Genomic DNA, 18,051 nt, shown 5'->3' on the forward strand with positions numbered 1-18,051 from the left:
ACCGCGCCCGTGGTGTACCACGAGGGTGTCAGGCTCGCCGAACCGCCAGCAAGCGGAACCGCTGAAACCGCCGATGAACTGCTGGAACGCCAGCGTCGCCGAGAATCCTCCGCTCGCTCCTATCCGCGCCGGCTGCCCATCGCCCTGGAAGCGGGACACGGGTCCACCGTCCGCGACCGCCACGGCCGCGAGTACCTCGACTGCCTTGCCGGCGCCGGCGCGCTGGCCCTCGGGCACCACCACCCGGTCGTCGTCCAAGCGCTGCGGGACGTGCTCGACGACCACGCGCCACTGAGCACGCTGGACCTGCCGACGCCGGTCCGGGACCGGTTCGTCGAGCAGCTGTTCGCCGTCCTGCCGGAGCAGCTGCGCGACGGGCGCGTCCTGTTCTGCGGCCCGACCGGCGCCGACGCCGTCGAGGCCGCCGTCAAACTGGCCCGCACCGCCACCGGCCGCTCCGGCCTGGTCGCGTTCGGCGGCGCCTACCACGGCATGACGCAGGGCACGCTCGCGCTCTCCGGCCGCAAGGCGGTGAAGGAGCCGCTGGGCACGCTCCTCCCCGACGTCCACCACCTGCCGTTCCCGACGGCGTTCCGCTCGCCCTTCGGCCTCGAGGACGGCGCCGCGATGGCCGGCCGGCTGGTCGAATGGGCGCTGACGGACGACCTCAGCGGCATCGCGACACCGGCCGCCGTCATCGCCGAGCCGGTCCAGGGCGAGGGCGGCGTGCACCCCATGCCCGCGACGTTCGCCGCCACCGTCCGGCGCGCCACCCGGGCGACCGGCACCGTCCTCATCGCCGACGAGGTGCAGACGGGCCTCGGCCGCACCGGCGACCTGTGGGCGAGCGAGGCCGTCGGACTGGACCCGGACGTCCTGGTGCTGTCGAAGGCGATCGGCGGCGGCCTGCCGCTGGCGGTCATCGTCCACCGCGGCGAGCTGGACGGCTGGCAGCCGGGCGCGCACGCGGGCACGTTCCGTGGCCAGACGCTGGCGCTGGCGGCGGGCGCGGCGACGATCCGCGAAGTGGTCCGCGCCGGGCTGGCGCAGCGGGCCCGCGAGGCCGGGCGCCGCCTGACCGAAGGGCTGCTCACGGTCGCCGCGGACGATCCGCGGGTCGGGCACGTGCGCGGCCGCGGCCTGATGGCCGGCGCCGAGTTGGTCGACCCGGGGGTGGCCGACGCCGACGGGGTCCCGGTGCCGGACGGCTGGCTGGCCGGTCGCGTCCAGCGGGCCATGCTGGACCGGGGCGTGATCGTCGAGGTCGGCGGCAGCCACGACGCCGTGGTCCGGTTCCTGCCACCGCTGGTCATCACCGACGAGGAGATCGACCGGGTGATCGACGCGTTCGGCGCGGCGCTGCGGGCCGTCCACGCGGACGACGGGGCCGAGCGGTGACCGCGCCGTTGTTCCTCGACGGCAGCCCGGCGGCGCACGAGGCGCTGCGCGACGCCGTCGCCGAGGTGCTCGCCGTCCTGGCCGCGACGGACGAGCGCGCGCCGTTCCCGTCCGCCGGCCCAGCGCAGCTCCGGGAGATCGCGGCGGCGATCGAGCCGTTGCCGGACGACGCCGAGCCGCTCGGCGAGGTGCTCGCGGACGTCGGCCGGACGGTGCTCGCGCACGGCGCGCGCGTCACCGACCCGTGGTGCGCCGCCCACCTGCACCCGCCGACGCTGCTGACGGCGGGCGCGGCCGAGCTGGCGATCGCCGCGACGAACCAGTCGATGGACTCCTACGACCAGGCGCCGATGGCGACGTACGTAGAGGACCGGCTGGTCGCCCGGCTGAACGCGCTGATCGGGCTGCCGGCAGCCGGGTCCGGCGTGCTGACCTCCGGCGGGACGGCGTCCAACCTGCTCGGGCTGCTGCTCGCCCGCGACCACGCCGCCGGCGGGGCGAACGTCAACGGGCTGCCGGCCGGCGCCGCCCGCTGGCGCATCCTCGCGTCGGCCGGGGCGCACGTCAGCGTCCGGCAGGCCGCCGCCGTGCTGGGGCTGGGCCGGGACGCCGTCGTCGCCGTCAGCACCGACGACGACGGCCGCATGGACGTCGCCGCCCTGGACCGGACGCTGGACCAGCTGGCGCAGACCGGCGGCATCCCGATCGCGATCGTCGGGACCGCCGGCACCACCGACACCGGCGCCGTCGACCCGCTGACCGCCCTGGCCGACCGCGCGGCCGCCCACGGCGCCTGGTTCCACGTCGACGCGGCCGTCGGGTCGGCGCTGGTGCTCAGCGACCGGCTGCGGCCGCTGGTAGCCGGGCTGGAGCGGGCCGACTCCATCACCGCCGACCTGCACAAGCTCTGGTGGCAGCCGATCGGGGCGAGCGCGCTGCTGGTCCGCGACGCGTTGTCCTTCGGGAGTGTCCGCGAGCCGGCCGACTACCTCAACCGCACCGAGGACGACGACGTGCTCAACCTGGTCGACCGGTCGCTGGACACGTCGCGCCGGTTCGACGCGCTGAAGATCCTGGTCTCGCTGCGAGCGACCGGGCGACGGCGATTGGCCGGGCTGGTCGAGCACCTGGTCGACCTCGCGGCGAAGGCCGGCGAGGCGGTCCGGCGCACGCCCGGCCTCGAGCTGGTCGCGCCGCCGCAGACGGTGACCGTGCTGTTCCGCTGCCGGCCTGATGGGGTCGACGAGTCGCTGCTGGACCGGCTGAACGTCGAGGTGCAGCGGCGGCTGCTGGCGTCCGGCCGGGCGGTCGTGGGCCGGACCCGTTACCGTGGCGCCGTCGCCCTGAAGCTCACCTTCACCAACCCGCTGACCAGCCACGACGATGTCGCCGCGCTGCTCGCTGCGGTCGCCGCCGAGGCGTCGGCCGGCGTGGGGGTGGCGGCATGACCGGCCTGCTCGAGACCGCCGCGCCGACGCCCACCCAGGCCGCCGACGACGCGACGGCGCACGCGCTGCTGGCCTGCTGGCTGCGGGAGGTGCCGGGCTGGACGCTCGAGCCTGCTGACGGCGTTCGGGGTGGGCCTACCCCTCCCGGCCGGGTGGGCCACCTACTTTACGGGCAGGCACCGACAGACTCCGTGACGACCGGCAACGCCGCAGGTACGGGCGCCGCCGCGGTCACGGGCAACGGCACTGGAACCGGCACCGGTGCCGGCGGACCCCGCATCGTCGTGCCGCTGCCGCGCTGGAACGCCCGCCTGCTGGTCGGCGTCCGGCGGGTGTCGGCGACGTACCGGCACCAATTCGAGCTGCCCGCGCTGCTCCAGCTCGGCGCCGGCGAGCCGCGCCCCGTCGGGCTCGCGCAACTGGCCGTCCTGCTCGCCGACACCTTGCCCGGCACCGGACTGCGCACCGAGCCGCTGCTCGCCCGGGTCCTCGACAGCGCCGCCGCGGTCGCCGGCTACCTCGGCGGCCGGGCGGACGAGATCGACCGGCTGTGGTCGGCCGAGCCGCTGCCGTTCGCCGCGACCGAGCAGGCGCTGCTGCTCGGCCACCTCGTCCACCCGACCCCGAAGAGCCGCGGCGAGCTCGGCGCCGTCGAGCGGCAGCGGTTCTCCCCGGAGACCGGCGGCCGGTTCGCGCTGCGCTGGCTGGCCGTCCACCACGACCTCGTCCGGCACGGCAGCGCTCTCGACACGCCGGCGCCGGAGCTGGCGGCGGCGCTGCTGCGCGACGATCCCACCGTCGACCACGCCGCCCTGCGAGCGACCCGCGACGCCGTCGGCGGCCACCGCGTCCTGCTGCCGGCGCACCCGTACGAGGCCGACCGGCTGGCCGCCGACCCGCTGACGGCGGACCTGTTCGACACCGGGGCCGTCGTCGACCTCGGCGCCTGGGGCGCGCCGTTCCTGCCCACGACGTCGGTGCGCACGGTGTACCGGGCCGACGCGGCATGGCAGCTGAAGTTCAGCCTGCACGTGCGCGTGACGAACTCCATGCGCGTGACGCTGCCGAAGGAGCTGGACCGCGCGGTCGAGTCGGCGGCGCTGGCGCGCACCGTCATCGGCGAACGCACCAAGCAGGCCGCGCCGCACTTCGTCCTCGTCCAGGACCCCGCCTACCTGACGCTGGCCCGCGACGGCGCGGTGCTGGACGGGTTCTCGGTGCTGCTGCGGGAGAACCGCTGGGACCACCAAGGGCCGTCCGACGTCAGCGCGCTCACCACCCTCTGCCAGGACCACCCGTACGGCGGCAGCAGCCGGCTGGCCGCGATCGTCGCGGCCATCAGCCGCCGCGAGCACCGGGCCGAGCACGCCGTCGCCCGCGAGTGGTTCGGCCGGTTCTGCGACGTGGTCGTGCGGTCGTTGGTCCGGCTGTACCTCGACGTCGGGCTGTGCTTCGAGGCGCACCAGCAGAACACGCTGGTCGAGCTGGCGGACGGCTGGCCGGTGCGCGGCGTGTACCGCGACAGCCAGGGCTACTTCCACCGTGCCGCCGCGCACGACGACCTCGTCGCCGTCATGCCCGGGCTGGGCGAGGTGACCGAGTCGATCTTCCCGGAGGATCTCGCCGACGAGCGGCTGGTCTACTACCTGTTCGTCAACCTCACGCTCGGCGTCGTCAACGCGCTCGGCCCATGCGTCGACGAGACCGTGCTGCTGGGCGACCTGCGCCGGGTGCTGACGGAGGAACGCTCGCGCGGCGGGCGGTACCCGGCGACGCTGCTCGACCGGCTGCTCGACGACGACCGCTGGCCGTGCAAGGCGAACCTGCTGACCCGCGCGCACGACCTCGACGAGCTGGTCGGCGACATCTCGACCCAGTCGGTGTACGTGACGCTGCCGAACCCGCTGCTGGGGGTGCGCGCATGACGTGGTCCGTCACGCTGCCGGGCGCGACGACGGAGTTGACGTTCGCGCCGGTCCGGGCGTCCGGCGACACCGAGCTGATCCACGACTGGATGAACCGGCCGCACGTCGTGCCGTGGTGGCAGCTGGGCGTGTCGGCGCCGGAGATCCACGCGTACCTGGCCGGGCTGACGCACCTGCGCCCGTGGCTGGTGTCGGCCGACGGGGTCCCGTTCGGCTACGTCGAGACCTACGTGGTGACGGCGGACGCCTTGGCCGCGTACTACCCGGCCCGCGCCGACGACCAGGGCTTCCACCTGCTGGTCGGGCCGCTGTCGATGCTCGGCAGCGGCGTGCCGCGGCTGATGGGACGGGCCGTGCTGGCCTGGCTGCTGAACCGCGGGCCGCGCGCCGTCTGCGAGCCGGACGTGCGCAACGGGCGCATGCTGGCCTACTGCGACCGGCTCGGCCTGACGTCGCTGGGCGAGGTCGACCTGCCGGAGAAGCGGGCCGCCGTACTGGCCTGCGAGCGGACGGCGTTCGACGCGCGCTGGCCGGGCGACCGCGCCGCCGTGGGGGTGCTCACATGACCGACCACGACGTCATCGGGGTCGGGCTGGGGCCGTTCAACCTCGGCCTCGCGGCCCTGCTCGACCCGGTCGGCGAGGTCGACGCGGTGTTCTTCGAGGCGGCGCCACGGTTCGCCTGGCACCCCGGCCTCATGCTGCCCGGCACCACGCTGCAGGTGCCGTTCCTGGCCGACCTCGTCACGCTGGCCGACCCCACCAGCCGCTGGTCCTTCCTCAACTACCTGCACGAGCGCGGCCGGCTGTACCGGTTCTACTTCTACGAGCGGTTCCACGTGCCGCGGGCCGAGTACGACGCGTACGCCCGCTGGGTCGCCGGGTCGCTGCCGTCGTGCCGGTTCGGGACCCGGGTGACGACTGTCGAGCCGGACGGCGGCGGCTGGCGGGTCACCACGCAGGCCGCCGACGGCGCCGTCGAGCAGCACACGGCCCGCTCCGTCGTGTTCGGCGTCGGCACCCGGCCGGCCGTCCCCGCCGTCGCCCGCGACGTGCTGGGCGCGGACGTCTTCCACACCGAGGACTACCTGACGTACCGGGAGAAGGCCGTCACCGCGTCCGCCGTCACCGTCGTCGGGTCCGGGCAGAGCGCCGGAGAGGTGGTCGCCGACCTGCTCGAGGCCGGGCTGCCCGGCGGGCTGACGGTCGACTGGTTCACGCGGTCGCGCGGATTCCTGCCGATGGAGTACTCCAAGCTCGGGCTGGAGCACTTCACGCCCGAGTACACGGCCTACTTCCACGGCCTGCCCGCGGAGCGCCGCGACGAGCTCCGGGCCGGGCAGGACCTGCTCTACAAGGGCCTGTCGGCCGAGACCAGCGAGCGCATCTACGACCTGCTGTACGAGGCGACGGTCGAGCGCGCCGACCCGCCGGTGGTGTACGCGGGCGGCTGCGAGCTGCGGTCGATCGAGCCCTCGCCGCTGCCCGGACGGCGCTGGCGGCTCAGCTGGCACCACCGCGACCAGGACCGCGCGTTCACCCGCGACACCGACGTCGTCGTGCTGGGGACGGGGCACGAGCCGGCGCCGCTGCCGGTGCCGTCCGGTCTGCTGGCCGCCGACCGGCTCGGGCGGCCGGAGGTCGCGCTGGACTATCGGCTCCGGCTGGCCTCCGGCGCGCCGTCGACGTTGTTCGCTCAGAACGCCGAGCTGCACACGCACGGCGTCGGCGCACCCGACCTCGGGCTCGGCGCGCACCGCAACACCGTCATCGTCAACGCGCTCGCCGGACGCGAGGTCTACCCCGTCCGCGACCGCACCGTCTACCAGCGCTTCGGCGTCCCCGAGGAGGCCCACCCATGACCGCGTTCGGCCTGGAGCAGTGGGAGCGGGCGAACCGCGAGCTGATCGCGAAGCTGCTCACCGAGTTCGGCTACGAGGAGATCCTGACGCTGTCCGGCACGGTGTCAGTGCAGCTGCCGGGCGGGACGCTGACCGGACGGGCGACGCGGCGGGCGCTGGGCTGGTGGCGGATGGATCCGTCGTCGCTGGCGGTCGAGGGCGGCGGGCCGCTACCCGACGCCACCGCCGTGTTCACCGCGGTCCTGACGGCAGCGGGCGCCGACCCGTCCACCGTCGCAGGCGCGGTGTCGGAGCTGTCGTCGACGCTGCTCACGGACGCGCGGCAGCGGTCGACGGCGCGCCCGGCGGCCGAGCTCGTCGACCTCGAACCGGTGCTGGCCGAGGCCGAGCTGACCGGGCATCCGTGGATCGTCGCGAACAAGGGCCGGGTCGGGTTCGGCGCCGGCGACCTCGCCGCGTACCCGCCGGAGGCCCGCGCCGACGTGCGGCTGCTGTGGCTGGCCGCGTCGCCGGACGTCGCCGACGCCGTCGGGCCGGACCATCACGCGGTGGTGCGCGAGCAGGTCGGCTCCGAGGCGTTCGAAGGGCTGCGAGCGCGGGCCCAGCTGGGTGGGCTGGACCCGTCGACCTGCGTGTTCGTGCCGGTGCACCCGTGGCAGTGGGAGCACCGCATCCTGCCGCTGCACGCGCCGCAACTGGCCCGCGGCGAGCTGGTGTTCCTCGGCGAAGGGCCGGCGCGGTACCGGCCGCAGCTGGCCATCCGCACCATGACCGACCTCGACGACCCGGCGCGGCGCTACCTCAAGCTGCCGCTGTCGATCCTCAACACGTCGGTCTACCGCGGGCTGCCGCGCGAGCGGACGCTGGCCGCGCCCGCACTGACGTCCTGGCTGTCCTCGGTGGTCGACGGCGACCCGTTCCTGCGCGAGACCGGGCTGATCCTGCTCGGCGAGGTGGCCGGCGCGAGCGTCGCGCACCCGGTGTACGCGGACCTGCCCGGCGTTCCGTACCAGTACACCGAGCTGCTCGGCGCGATCTGGCGCGAGCCGGTCCAGCCGTACCTGCGGCCCGGCGAGCAGGCCGTCTCGCTGGCGGCGCTGCTGCACGTCGACCCGTCCGGCGGGACCTTCGCCGGCACGCTGGTCGAGCGGAGCGGCCTGACGGCGGCGGAGTGGGTCGAGCGGCTGCACGCGGCCGTCCTGCCGCCGCTGCTGCACGTGCTGTACAAATACGGCGCGATGTTCTCACCGCACGGGCAGAACTGCATGATCGTCCACCGTGACGGCGTGCCGACGCGGCTGGTCGTCAAGGACTTCGTCGACGACCTCGCGATCTGCTCCGAGTCGATCCCGGAGCACGCCGGGATGCCGCCGTCCGTACGAGCGGCGCTGGCGGATGTCGTCCTGGACGGCAAGACGCTGCGGAAGTACCTGCAGAACGGGCTGCTGATCTGCGTGTACCGGTACCTGGCGGAGATCTGCGCCGACCGTCTGGACGTGCCCGAGGCCGCGTTCTGGGGATCGGCCCGCTCGGTGCTGGCGGCCTACCAGGAGCGGTTCCGCGGCGAGCTGGCCGACCGGTTCACACTGTTCGACCTCGAGTCGCCGACGTTCCCGAAGCTGTGCCTCAACCGGCTGCGCCTGTTCGAGCGCGGTTACGCCGACGACCCCGAACGCCCGGTGATCTCCGCGGTCGGCACCGTCCCCAACCCGCTCTCCCCCTCGTTCACCCCGCAGTGACGGGCGGTGGTGCGCGTAGTCGTATCGTGTGCGGGCCGGGCACACACATTTCGAGAGGATCGACCTCATGTGGATTGCCGGCCTGATCTTGCTCGGCGTTGCCGGGTTCTGCGGATTTCTCGTCCACAAGGCACGCAGGCGGCAGCACCGGATGATCACGACCGAGACGTTCACCGCCCAGGAACTGCGCACACTCCAGGCAGCAGCGGCCGAGGCGGCGGGGCCGGGCGTGTTCCGGCAGAGCTGCGAGCTGGCAGGCATCGCCCAGCCGAGCCCGTCTGGCGCGATGAAGTCCGAGATCTCCGCCACGGAATGCGTCTGGCACAAGCACGTCGTCACGCGCAAGTTCTGGGAGACCGAACGCAAGCGCGACTCCAACGGCAACTACCGCAACCGCCGGGTCGAGAAGAAGGAACAGGTGGCCGACCAGGAGTCAGAGCAGCCGTTCCTCGTGACCGACGAGACCGGCAGCGTTCTCGTGCATCCCGGCCGAGCGGTCGAGGGCGTCGAGAAGACCGTCGACCGGTTCGAGCCGCATGACGAGGAGGAGGAGCGGACGGAGCTGTCGATCGGCTCGTTCAGCCTGTCGTTGCCGAAGACCCAGCGCGAAGGCACCATCGGCTATCAGTACGAGGAGTGGGTGCTCGAGCCCGGGCGGAAGCTCTACGTTCTCGGCGAGGTCAGCGACGCCTCCGGAGAGCTCGCGATCGAGGCCCCGACGCTCGTCTCGACCAAGGACGAGGAGACGCTGCTACAGGAGACTCGATCGAAGCAACGTCTCCTCCTGATCGGCGCCGCCGTCGCCGCCGTCGCCGGTTGTGTCCTCATTGTGGTCGGCGTCGTCCGCTGACGACGCTCTAGTGCAGCTCGTCGCGGCGCCAGAGACCGGCCGCGTGTTCGAGCTCTTCCGCCATGCGCAGGTTGCCCCGCGCCAGCCTCGTCTGCCGCTGCCCCTCCTCGTGCGCCATGTCGTCGGCGGAATGGGCCCGGCCGGCGGCGACGACCCGGCAGAACGCGGCCGCCCGTTCCAGCGCGACCGCGAAGTCGCCGGTGAACGCGCTGGTCAGCACCGCGTCGCCGAGGGCGGCGACCTCGGCGGGGCCGGGCGGGTGCGCGACGCCGGCGACCGCCGTCGACACCTCGGCGACCCGCTCGCCGACGGCGAAGACGCGGGCCGCCTCGGTGCCGTTGCGGTGCACCCAGCTGCGCAGCAGGTAGAGCGACCAGAGCGTGCCGGGCAGGGTGTCGGCGCCGGAGCCGCGCCACAGTTCGGCCATCTCGTCGAGGCCGAGGCGGTCGGCGAGGTCCAGCAGCCGCGGCGCGGCGCCGGGTTCGGACCGGGCGGCCTGCAGGACGGCGGCGGCCGTCGCGTGCGCGGCGGCGGTGAGGTCGGCGGGGTCGGGGTCGCCGATCAGTTCGGGCATGTCGGGGCGCAGTTGGGGGCGCCGGTGGCTGCCTTCGGTCACGTCTGCATTGTCCCTTGTCGTCGGTTCAGGCCTCGAACGTGCCGCCGGGAGCCACCACACGCAGCTCCGTCTCCTCCGGCGCGAGCTTCTCGTACAGGTTGTAGAAGAAGCCTGGCACGGCCAGCAGCGCCTCGTGGATCGGGATCGCGACGTTCGGCGTCAGCGCCCGCAGGTAGTCGGCCGACTCGCTCAACTTGAGCCACGGCGCCGCGGTGGGAAGGCCGAGGATCTCGACGTCGACGTCGGGGATCGTGAAGGAATCGCCGGGATGCAGGAACCGGCCGCCGACCAGGTAGGCGACGTTCGGGATGACCGGCACGTCGGGATGGATCACCGCGTGCTGGCCGCCGAACACGTCGACGCTGGTGCCGACGTGCAGCCGCTCGCCCGGCTGGACGCCGGTGGCGGCGATGCCCGACTCGCCCAGGATGGCCGCGCTGGCGGCGTCGGTGTACAGCGTGGCGTCGGGGTTGGCCGCGAGCAGCGCGGGCAGCCGGTCGACGTCGAGGTGGTCGGCGTGCTGGTGGGTGACCAGCACCGCCGTCAGACCCGTCAGCGACTCGAAGCCGTGCGAGAAGCCGCCGGGGTCGATGAGGATGCGGGCGTCGCCGTCGTCGACGAGGACGCAGGAGTGCTCGAACTTCGTCAGCCTCATGATCTCGAGGCTAACGCCGTTCCGGCGGTTCCGCGCGCCCGCCGCCCGGCTGCCAGAGCACGTCGCCCGCCTCGCGGTTCGCGTACCGCGACAGGATGAACAGCAGGTCCGAGAGCCGGTTGAGGTACTTCGCGGTGAGCGGGTTGACGCCGTCGATGTCGCCGGTGCCGTACTGCTCGACCGCCGCCCACGCCGACCGCTCGGCGCGTCGCACCACGGTCGTCGCGACGTGCAGCTGGGCGGCCGCGACGCTGCCGCCGGGCAGGATGAACGACGTCAGCTTCGGGACCTCGGCGTTGTAGCGGTCGCAGTCGGCCTCCAGCTCGTCGATCCAGGCCGGCTGCACCCGCAGCGGCGGATACTCGTACTCGGCCTTCAGCGGCACGCAGAGGTCGGCGCCGACGTCGAAGAGGTCGTTCTGCACCCGCTGCAGGACGGCGAGCACGTCCGGGCCGAGATCGCCGCCCCCGCTGCCGGACCGCTCCAGCGCCACCACCACGCCGATGGCCGCGTTGGCCTCGTTGGCGTCGGCGTAGGCGACGAGTCGCGGGTCGGTCTTGCGGGTGCGGCTGAAGTCGCCCAACCCGGTGCTGCCGTCGTCGCCGGTGCGAGTGTAGATCTTCGTCAGCCTCACCATGTCCCCACACTACGGTCCCGAGGTGGGATGCTCGGCAGGATGTCGTCGACGCTGCTGCCGGTCGGGCCGGGCCTGGGCGTGGCGATGGGGGTCCTGGTACTGGCCGCCGTCGTCGTGAGCGCCGTCGCGCGGCTCGGGTACGACCGCGCGATCGTGACGGCGGCGCTGCGGGCGGTGGTCCAGCTCGCGGCCGTCGCACTGGTGCTCGCCGCCATCGTCAGGGTGGCGCCGCTGACGGCCGCGTTCCTGCTGCTGATGCTGGCGACGGCGACCGTGACCGCCGGGCGGCGGATGACCCGGCACCGGTCATGGACGTGGGCGGTCGTCCCCGTCGCCGCCGGCCCGCTGCTCGTCGTGACGACGCTGCTGGCGGTGGGCGTGCTGCCGGCGACGCCGCTGGCCGTCATCGCCGTCGCCGGGATCCTGATCGGCGGGGCCATGACGGCGGCCGGGCTGGCCGGGCGGCGAGCCCTGGACGAGCTGACCACGCGACGCGGCGAGGTGGAAGCCGCGCTGTCGGTCGGGCTGCTGCCACGCGACGCCGCGTTGGAGATCGCCCGGACGCAGGCGGCGACCGCGCTGATCCCGGCGCTCGACCAGACCCGCACCGTCGGCCTCGTGGTGCTGCCGGGCGCGTTCGTCGGCATGCTCATCGGCGGCGCCTCCCCGATCCAGGCCGGCGCCGTGCAGCTGTTCGTGCTGATCGGGCTGCTGGCAGTCGAGACGGCGGCGGTCGCGCTCACCATCGAGCTGATCGCCCGCGGCGTGATCGTCCGGCCCCAGAACGACAACCGCTCAGAGGATGACCCCTGAGCTGTGGTCACGCATGGGCGGGGCGGTACCGCTGACACAATGCCGGCATGTCGCGTGCGCGCGTTCTGGACACCATGGAGACCGATCGCCTCATCCTTCGGCCTAGCAGCGTGGGGGATGCCGCGATCTATCGTCAGCTGTGGACCGAGCGGGATGTGCGGGTGCCGCCGCATCGGCAGATAGATCCCGAGGGCCGACCGACCGTGGAAGACATCGCCACGCAGATACGTGCGGCGCGCGAGGAGTCGAGGCCGGGGATTCTGACGGTGGAACGGAAGGACACGGCCGACGTCATCGGGTATTGCGGGCTGATCCCGCATGGGAACGGATCGCCCGACGAGCCTGAGTTGGCCTACGAGTTGCTGCGTGCGGCGCACGGTTGCGGTTACGCCACTGAGGCGGGCCAGGCCGTCGTCGCATGGGCGAGCGAGGTGGGCTACCGGCGGCTCTGGGCAGGGGTCTGGAACTGGAATGTCGCGTCGCGACGGGTCCTGGAGAAGCTCGGGTTCCGGGAAACGGGCCGGGTGGAGCCCGTCTCTGTTCACGGCCACAGCCTGCTGACCGTGCGACAGTTTTGACCGCGAGCTCGTGCCGGGAGCCTCCGCCACTGCCTTTTCGCTGCCTCGGCCCGTGACGTGACCGGCCCCGGACATGAAAACAGCTCAGAGGATGACCTCTGAGCTGCGGGTTTTCTGGCGGTCCTGACGGGACTTGAACCCGCGACCTCCGCCTTGACAGGGCGGCGAGCACTCCGAACTGCTCCACAGGACCTTGCGTTTGCACTGCCTTACCCGGCGCCCCGTCGGAACGGGTACCGCATCCCCAACGGGATTCGAACCCGCGTTGCCGCCTTGAAAGGGCGGAGTCCTAGGCCGCTAGACGATGGGGACCAGATCTGACGACATGGCCCACTGGCTCGTCGCCGTTCGGGACGTTGAAAGCATAGGGTGGGCGCGCTCAGTTCTCCAAATCGGGAGCTGGGGACGGGTCTTCCGGGCCCTGGGCTGCGCCGTCGTCCTCGTCGGCCTGGTGGCGGTCGATCTCGGCGCTGGTCCGGCCGAGGCCGCCGAGGGTGAGGTCGTCCCATGCGACCAGCTCTTTCGTCTCCGGATTGAAGTAGAGCACCGACAGGGCGACCGGAGTGGGATCTTCGTCACGTAGGCCGCGCAGTCCGGCGCCGCCGGTGGAGCCCTGGACCATGACGCGAGTGCCGTCGTCAAGGACGTAGGTGTCGCGTTTGTGGGCGTGCCCGGACAGCACCAGCGGGGCGATGCCGTCGAACAGCTCGGCGTTGCTGGGGTCGTGGTAGACGATGACGTCCGGCGGCGGGTCGACGTCGGCGGCTTCGTCGGCGAACTCTTCGCTGCCCTCGCGCAGCACCTCGTCGGGGACGCCGCGGACGGACTTGTCCGGCGTGAACCGGGGGTCGGGCGCGCCGAGGAACCGCAGCCCGGCCACCTCGACCGGCTCGCCGTTCAGGACGACGGCGTTGGGGGCGGCGGCGACGGCGGCCGCGGTGGCGACGGAGTCGTGGTTGCCCTTGACGAACACGTAGGGCCGGCCGAGGTCGGCGATGGGGCGCACGTAGGAGTTCTCCAGCGGCGTGCCCTGGTCGACGATGTCCCCGCTGTCGACGATGGCGTCGACGGAGTACTGGTCGGCGACGGCTCCGATGATGTCCCACGCCGCCGGGTTGAGGTGCAGATCGGACACGTGCAGCACCCGGATGGTGTCGTCGTTGGGCTGGAACGTCTGCAGGTTGAGCGTGGTGTCGTAGACGGCGGCGACGTTGGCGACGAACCCGGCGAGTTGGTCGGCGTAGGCGTCGAAGTTGTTCGCGATGTCCTCGGCGTTGCCGATCAATTGCGGCGCGGCCGCCAGCGGGCCGGTGTACGCGGGCTCGCGGACGGCGTCGGAGTTGTACGTCAGCGCGACCATCCCGTAGCTGCCGAGCACCGCGCCGGCCGCCACGCCGGCCGCCAGCATCGTCCGCCGCACGGACCGCAGCACCAGCGCCGCCGCCAGCGTGCCGCCGATGACGGCCGTGACGGCGGCCCGGATCGCGGCGTCGACGAGGACGTCCTCGATGCCGGCGGCGATCTCGTCGTCGAGGGTGGACAGCGTGTACGGGTCGTCGACGTAGCCGTTGAGGCCGTCGAGGTCGACCTGCCGCACGGAGATGTCCAGCGTGACCGGCCCCGAGTGGGTGTCGAGGACGACGGCGCCGACGGGGTCGAGATGGATGACGGACTCGCCGGTCAGCGTCGGCCGGAACGCGACGTCGATGGCCAGCGGCCCGACGTAGGTCTGCGTGGTGCCGGCGATGACCAGCGCCACCCAGGCGCCGGCGAGCGCCAGCACGGCCGGGCTGAGCAGCGTGAACGTGCGGCGCAGCCACGACGGCCAGGTCGCCGGGCGCGTGTAGTCGCGCCACGCCCGGCGCGGCGCCGGTTCGCCCGGCGGGCTCGTCTCCGTCACCACGTCCACGCCTCGTTGGTAACACATTTCCGCCCCCGCGAACGGCGCGCACCGCTCCGGCAGGCGAGACTGGTCCCGTGCTGGAGCTGACCGAGGCGGAGTTCGAACGGCTGGTATCCGAGGCGATCGACGAGATTCCGCCGGAACTGGCCCAGATGATGGACAACGTGGTGATCCTCATCGAGGACGAGGCACCGGACGACATCCCCGACGTGCTGGGACTGTACGAGGGGACGCCGCTGACCGAGCGCGGCGAGTGGTACACCGGCGTGCTGCCCGACACCATCAGGCTGTTCCGGCTGCCGATCCTGCGCATCTGCGACACCCCCGACGACGCGGTCGAAGAGGTGCTGATCACGGTCGTGCACGAGGTGGCGCATCATTTCGGTATCGACGACGAGCGGCTGCACGAGCTCGGCTGGTCGTGACGGAAGAGGGATGGTTCGGGCGCCGGGCCGGGAACGCCTCTCGGCGCAACGGCCGCTCGTAGCGGCTATAAATGGGACCCGGGGTTACCACGGCCCGCCGCCCAGCGAGAGCCCCGAAAGGCTGTCGCCAGTACCTGAAACTACCCGATGTCCGTGGTTGTTCCCAGCGTTGTGGCGTGGGAAGGATCACCTTGACGGCGCGCGGGCGGGCGGTTCGTCACGCTTGCCGGGCACTTCCCGAGTCGTCCGGGTTGCGTCGAGCGTCGTCATCGCCCGCTCGAGCCTCATGACGCGCCGCACGTCGTTGACGGGCACGCGTCGGCGACCAGCCGGTCGTGTACGAGTGACGGAGATCGTGGAACCGCCGCCCACCCGCGCCCGGCGAGCACCTCCCAGAGGGCGGCGACCTCAGTCTCGACGGATCTCACCGCTAGCACGGCGACGTTGAGACCCACCACGCTCTGCGGCATTCCGCCCAGAGTGACCTGAGGCGCCGCCCGCGGTGGCGGGATCTGGTTTGTTCTATTGCAGTCGCGGCCGACGCAGGCATAAGGTCGAGCCAACCGGCGTGGGCAATTTGGCACACAAGCCAGGAGACACAGATGACGGTTCGATCGAAGCTCTCCCGCGCTGAGGTCGAGGCGATGCTATCAGACGAACAGCGCGAGAAGCTCGCGTCGCTCCATATCTTGAGCTACATCCTTGCTCAATCCGTCATCACGGCCGATTACAAGCCTTCAGACGACCTGCGGAACGCGATCCGCCCGTCCCCCTACGGGCAGTGGCTTCTCCAGCAAAGCAAGAAATATGACTTTGAAGTTCGCGAGGCGCGACTCGCGTGCCTTTTGGAGCTTTTCCACTTGGACGTTCTCGTCGACATCGAAACGACGGACGTTCAGTTGTTAGCTACGGCGATTACAAAGGAGATTCGCACAGGTCGATTGACGTTCGCGATGCCGTTCGGCCCTGCCTTGTACCGAAGGGCGGCCGACCTCTTCCCCGACGAACGTAGATCGCTAAACTCGGTCGACACCCAACGACTCTTAGACGGGCAGCCGACTGGAGTGTTTCACTTCGGGAACTGGCTTGGCGGCCCATGGGGTCTGTATCTACATTCGGCATCTCGCCGGATCCGGCCAACCCATTTTGTGCCGCTCCAACACTGCCATGATGTTTCGTGCTGGGCGGTTCACCGAGTCATGCTTAGCTCGGACTCATCGGCCGAGATCATCAAAGCCCGTGCGGACATCAGAAAGGCACTGGAGTCAGAGGGTGAGGAAGCCTCAGAGTTTGCTGTTGTCATCTCTGATGCCCTCCGAAACCCAGTCGAGGAGTTCGATCCCGACAGTCTCGGAGCGATCGGATACCTGATCGGCGATGCGCTCGGCGATGCCGAACTGCGCGTACTCCTTGAGTACCTGCTCGACGGCCACGACGCAGCGAATATACGCCGCCAGGTCGAAGCTCTCACCAGTCTAAGAGGGAAGGCAACCCTCATCACCGAAGCGCGAAACCGCCCTGAGTTGCTCCAAATGATCCTACTGGCGTCAGATGAGCAGATCGCGACCGCTCTGGATCACCTTCTCTTCGACAAGAGCGACCAGAACCAACTTACGATCCCGACACATGAGGTCCGCAGGAGTGTGTTGACTCGCGCGACCTCGTCGGCGTTCGGCAGCCGACCGGAACTGTCGCGCTTCGGAGTCCGGACGATCTCGCGCGCGGCTCCCGCACCCCTGAAGCTCCGTCGTCTGATCGATTCCATCTACGGACCATCTCTCACCGGATCCGAGTCTTCCGCTGAGCTTGACTGGCAGCTTCGCTCGATCCCAAGCGCTTCGACGGACGCAAGCTTGACCGAGTACCTGCGGAAGACACCACCGGAGATCGCACTCCAACGCTTGGTGCTAAACACACGGGAGAACGTCAAACGGGGAGCAGCCTCTCTGTCCTTGAACATCGAAGACGGCGTGAACGATCTCGAACTCGTGCAGCGGATGTTGTGGAAACTAGGTTTTGACGTCATTGACGCGGACGAATTGCACGAAGACTTCTGGCGACATAGCGATCGCCTGCGAAAGGCTGCAGAGTCCGCGAGTGTGAGCACATCCGTTGGCGAGGAAGAGATCAGCGAGATCTCAACGAGCTACTTTCGCGCTCTGGAAAAGTTGCTGGCGGACACTCTTGTCTTCTGCGTTTGGGCGTTCACGACAGACCATGTCCGCGACCAGGATCCCTACCTTTATGTCGACAATAATGTGGCCCTTGACCGAACCACGAGAGAGCTCGGCGCTGGCCTTGCCGTACGGAGAGACATTTACGATGCGAAGCTCAGTATCGAGAAGTGGACGCTTCAGCCATTATTCAGGGGATTCGAGGTTCTGTCCGACGTTCTTGGAGGCCTTGAAGCTCGCGCGCTCGAGCTAGAACGACCCGCCAATTCTGTGCCTGATTTCGCCAATGAAGCCACCGTTCAGCGATTCCCTTTCAGGCACACTTCACCTTTTCTGGATCTCACTGCTGCGAGTCGAGAATTGATCCATTCGACCTTGCAACGCGCGACGGGAGGACTCCTAGAATCAAACGCCACGGAGGTGCGGAACGGCCTGTTGCACTATCGACGCTCCAACGTTGATCTAAAGAATCTCGTCGGCTCCCTCGAGGCAGTCGAGAGCGTGATTCGAAATCTTGAATCGCAGGGCCTCGTGCGGATCGTTTACAGGCGGCAACGCGTAGAGACCGACCGCTGGGGCCGCTCTCTCCATACACTCGCCGATGCCACTGGAAGCGAGCGAGCCATCAGTCGACCTTCGGCCTACGCGTGGGTCAACCTTCCAAGGCTAGACGAGCCTCAATACCTGATGACCATCGCGCAGTTCGATCAATTCGGTGAGTATCTGCGCTTCCTTCCCGGATCCGACTCGGATTACCGCGAGCTATGGACCGGCGTTCCCCAGCGGAGGCAGCGGTCAGTCACCGGGAGAACTCCGAGCGACTCCGACGGGGCCGTTCCACTTCAGGCGTGAACGAAGGGATCTCCGGAACCGAGGCCCTCTGGCGTGGGGGCGTTCCCCAGAATTGGCTCTAACTCGACCTATCCCTTCGGGCCGTCACACCAGGCCAGTGCGTCATTTCGCCGCGTGTGGCCAGGTACAGCGGAAGGCCTGGCACTCAAGTGCGTCGGCCTCAGTTTGACGCGTTCT

General features: G+C 70.8%; 15 protein-coding genes and 2 tRNA genes. 11 read left to right on the top strand and 6 right to left on the bottom strand.

Going from position 1 to position 18,051, the window contains the following annotated elements; translation table 11 throughout:
• The first annotated feature begins 9 nt into the window (after positions 1–9).
• The 7 genes from ACW62_RS12780 to ACW62_RS12810 all read left to right on the top strand — a co-directional run bounded on the left by ACW62_RS12780 (position 10) and on the right by ACW62_RS12810 (position 9,221).
• A complete protein-coding gene (locus ACW62_RS12780) occupies positions 10–1,398 on the top strand; it encodes a diaminobutyrate--2-oxoglutarate transaminase family protein (protein ID WP_240477295.1) in 1,389 nt (462 codons plus the stop codon).
• Positions 1,395–2,846: a pyridoxal phosphate-dependent decarboxylase family protein gene (locus tag ACW62_RS12785; protein WP_053204490.1), complete on the top strand. Its 1,452-nt coding sequence runs from the start codon at positions 1,395–1,397 to the stop codon at positions 2,844–2,846. The genes ACW62_RS12780 and ACW62_RS12785 overlap by 4 nt, the downstream gene beginning before the upstream one ends.
• Positions 2,843–4,771 carry an IucA/IucC family protein gene (locus tag ACW62_RS12790; RefSeq protein ID WP_053204491.1) on the top strand — a complete coding sequence of 643 codons (1,929 nt, stop codon included), beginning with the start codon at positions 2,843–2,845 and terminating at the stop codon, positions 4,769–4,771. Before ACW62_RS12785 ends, ACW62_RS12790 begins: the two co-directional genes overlap by 4 nt.
• Positions 4,768–5,337, top strand: a complete 570-nt coding sequence (locus ACW62_RS12795) for a GNAT family N-acetyltransferase (RefSeq protein ID WP_053204492.1) — start codon at positions 4,768–4,770, stop codon at positions 5,335–5,337. The genes ACW62_RS12790 and ACW62_RS12795 overlap by 4 nt, the downstream gene beginning before the upstream one ends.
• Entirely contained in the window at positions 5,334–6,632 is a 1,299-nt protein-coding gene (locus ACW62_RS12800; protein ID WP_053204493.1) for a lysine N(6)-hydroxylase/L-ornithine N(5)-oxygenase family protein, read from the top strand. Before ACW62_RS12795 ends, ACW62_RS12800 begins: the two co-directional genes overlap by 4 nt.
• Complete coding sequence (locus ACW62_RS12805) at positions 6,629–8,371, top strand: IucA/IucC family protein (RefSeq protein ID WP_053204494.1); 1,743 nt, start codon at positions 6,629–6,631, stop codon at positions 8,369–8,371. Before ACW62_RS12800 ends, ACW62_RS12805 begins: the two co-directional genes overlap by 4 nt.
• A gap of 151 nt (positions 8,372–8,522) precedes the next feature.
• Positions 8,523–9,221, top strand: a complete 699-nt coding sequence (locus ACW62_RS12810; RefSeq protein WP_053204495.1) for a GIDE domain-containing protein — start codon at positions 8,523–8,525, stop codon at positions 9,219–9,221.
• Between the two features lie 7 nt (positions 9,222–9,228).
• Here ACW62_RS12810 and ACW62_RS12815 read toward each other — a convergent pair whose 3' ends face one another.
• From ACW62_RS12815 to ACW62_RS12825, 3 genes are read right to left on the bottom strand one after another with little or no spacing between them, the layout of a single operon-like run.
• Positions 9,229–9,837, bottom strand: coding sequence for a hypothetical protein (locus tag ACW62_RS12815; protein WP_205629307.1), 609 nt, complete (start codon positions 9,835–9,837; stop codon positions 9,229–9,231).
• A gap of 25 nt (positions 9,838–9,862) precedes the next feature.
• Positions 9,863–10,492 (bottom strand): MBL fold metallo-hydrolase, encoded by a 630-nt coding sequence (locus ACW62_RS12820; protein ID WP_053204496.1) that lies wholly within the window; start codon positions 10,490–10,492, stop codon positions 9,863–9,865.
• A gap of 10 nt (positions 10,493–10,502) precedes the next feature.
• Positions 10,503–11,129, bottom strand: coding sequence for a cob(I)yrinic acid a,c-diamide adenosyltransferase (locus ACW62_RS12825; protein ID WP_053204497.1), 627 nt, complete (start codon positions 11,127–11,129; stop codon positions 10,503–10,505).
• 39 nt (positions 11,130–11,168) lie between these two features.
• Between ACW62_RS12825 and ACW62_RS12830 the strand changes: the two genes are divergently transcribed.
• Both ACW62_RS12830 and ACW62_RS12835 read left to right on the top strand, forming a co-directional pair.
• A complete protein-coding gene (locus tag ACW62_RS12830; protein ID WP_053204619.1) occupies positions 11,169–11,942 on the top strand; it encodes an ABC transporter permease in 774 nt (257 codons plus the stop codon).
• Positions 11,943–11,989: 47 nt separating this feature from the next.
• The gene (locus tag ACW62_RS12835) at positions 11,990–12,520 is read left to right on the top strand and encodes a GNAT family N-acetyltransferase (protein ID WP_053204498.1); all 531 of its coding nucleotides are present in this window, start codon (positions 11,990–11,992) and stop codon (positions 12,518–12,520) included.
• A gap of 115 nt (positions 12,521–12,635) precedes the next feature.
• Here ACW62_RS12835 and ACW62_RS12840 read toward each other — a convergent pair.
• From ACW62_RS12840 to ACW62_RS12850, 3 genes are all read right to left on the bottom strand, one after another.
• Positions 12,636–12,713: transfer RNA gene (locus tag ACW62_RS12840), tRNA-Asp, on the bottom strand.
• Between the two features lie 46 nt (positions 12,714–12,759).
• Positions 12,760–12,832: transfer RNA gene (locus ACW62_RS12845), tRNA-Glu, on the bottom strand.
• 67 nt (positions 12,833–12,899) lie between these two features.
• Positions 12,900–14,429, bottom strand: coding sequence for a metallophosphoesterase family protein (locus ACW62_RS12850; RefSeq protein ID WP_053204499.1), 1,530 nt, complete (start codon positions 14,427–14,429; stop codon positions 12,900–12,902).
• A 68-nt stretch (positions 14,430–14,497) separates the two neighbouring features.
• Between ACW62_RS12850 and ACW62_RS12855 the strand changes: the two genes are divergently transcribed.
• Positions 14,498–14,848 carry a metallopeptidase family protein gene (locus tag ACW62_RS12855; RefSeq protein WP_053204500.1) on the top strand — a complete coding sequence of 117 codons (351 nt, stop codon included), beginning with the start codon at positions 14,498–14,500 and terminating at the stop codon, positions 14,846–14,848.
• Positions 14,849–15,450: 602 nt separating this feature from the next.
• Positions 15,451–17,874 (top strand): hypothetical protein, encoded by a 2,424-nt coding sequence (locus tag ACW62_RS33995; protein ID WP_157574715.1) that lies wholly within the window; start codon positions 15,451–15,453, stop codon positions 17,872–17,874.
• Positions 17,875–18,051 lie beyond the last annotated feature (177 nt).

This window comes from Jiangella muralis (assembly GCF_001270745.1).
Classification (GTDB): Bacteria; Actinomycetota; Actinomycetes; order Jiangellales; family Jiangellaceae; genus Jiangella; species Jiangella muralis.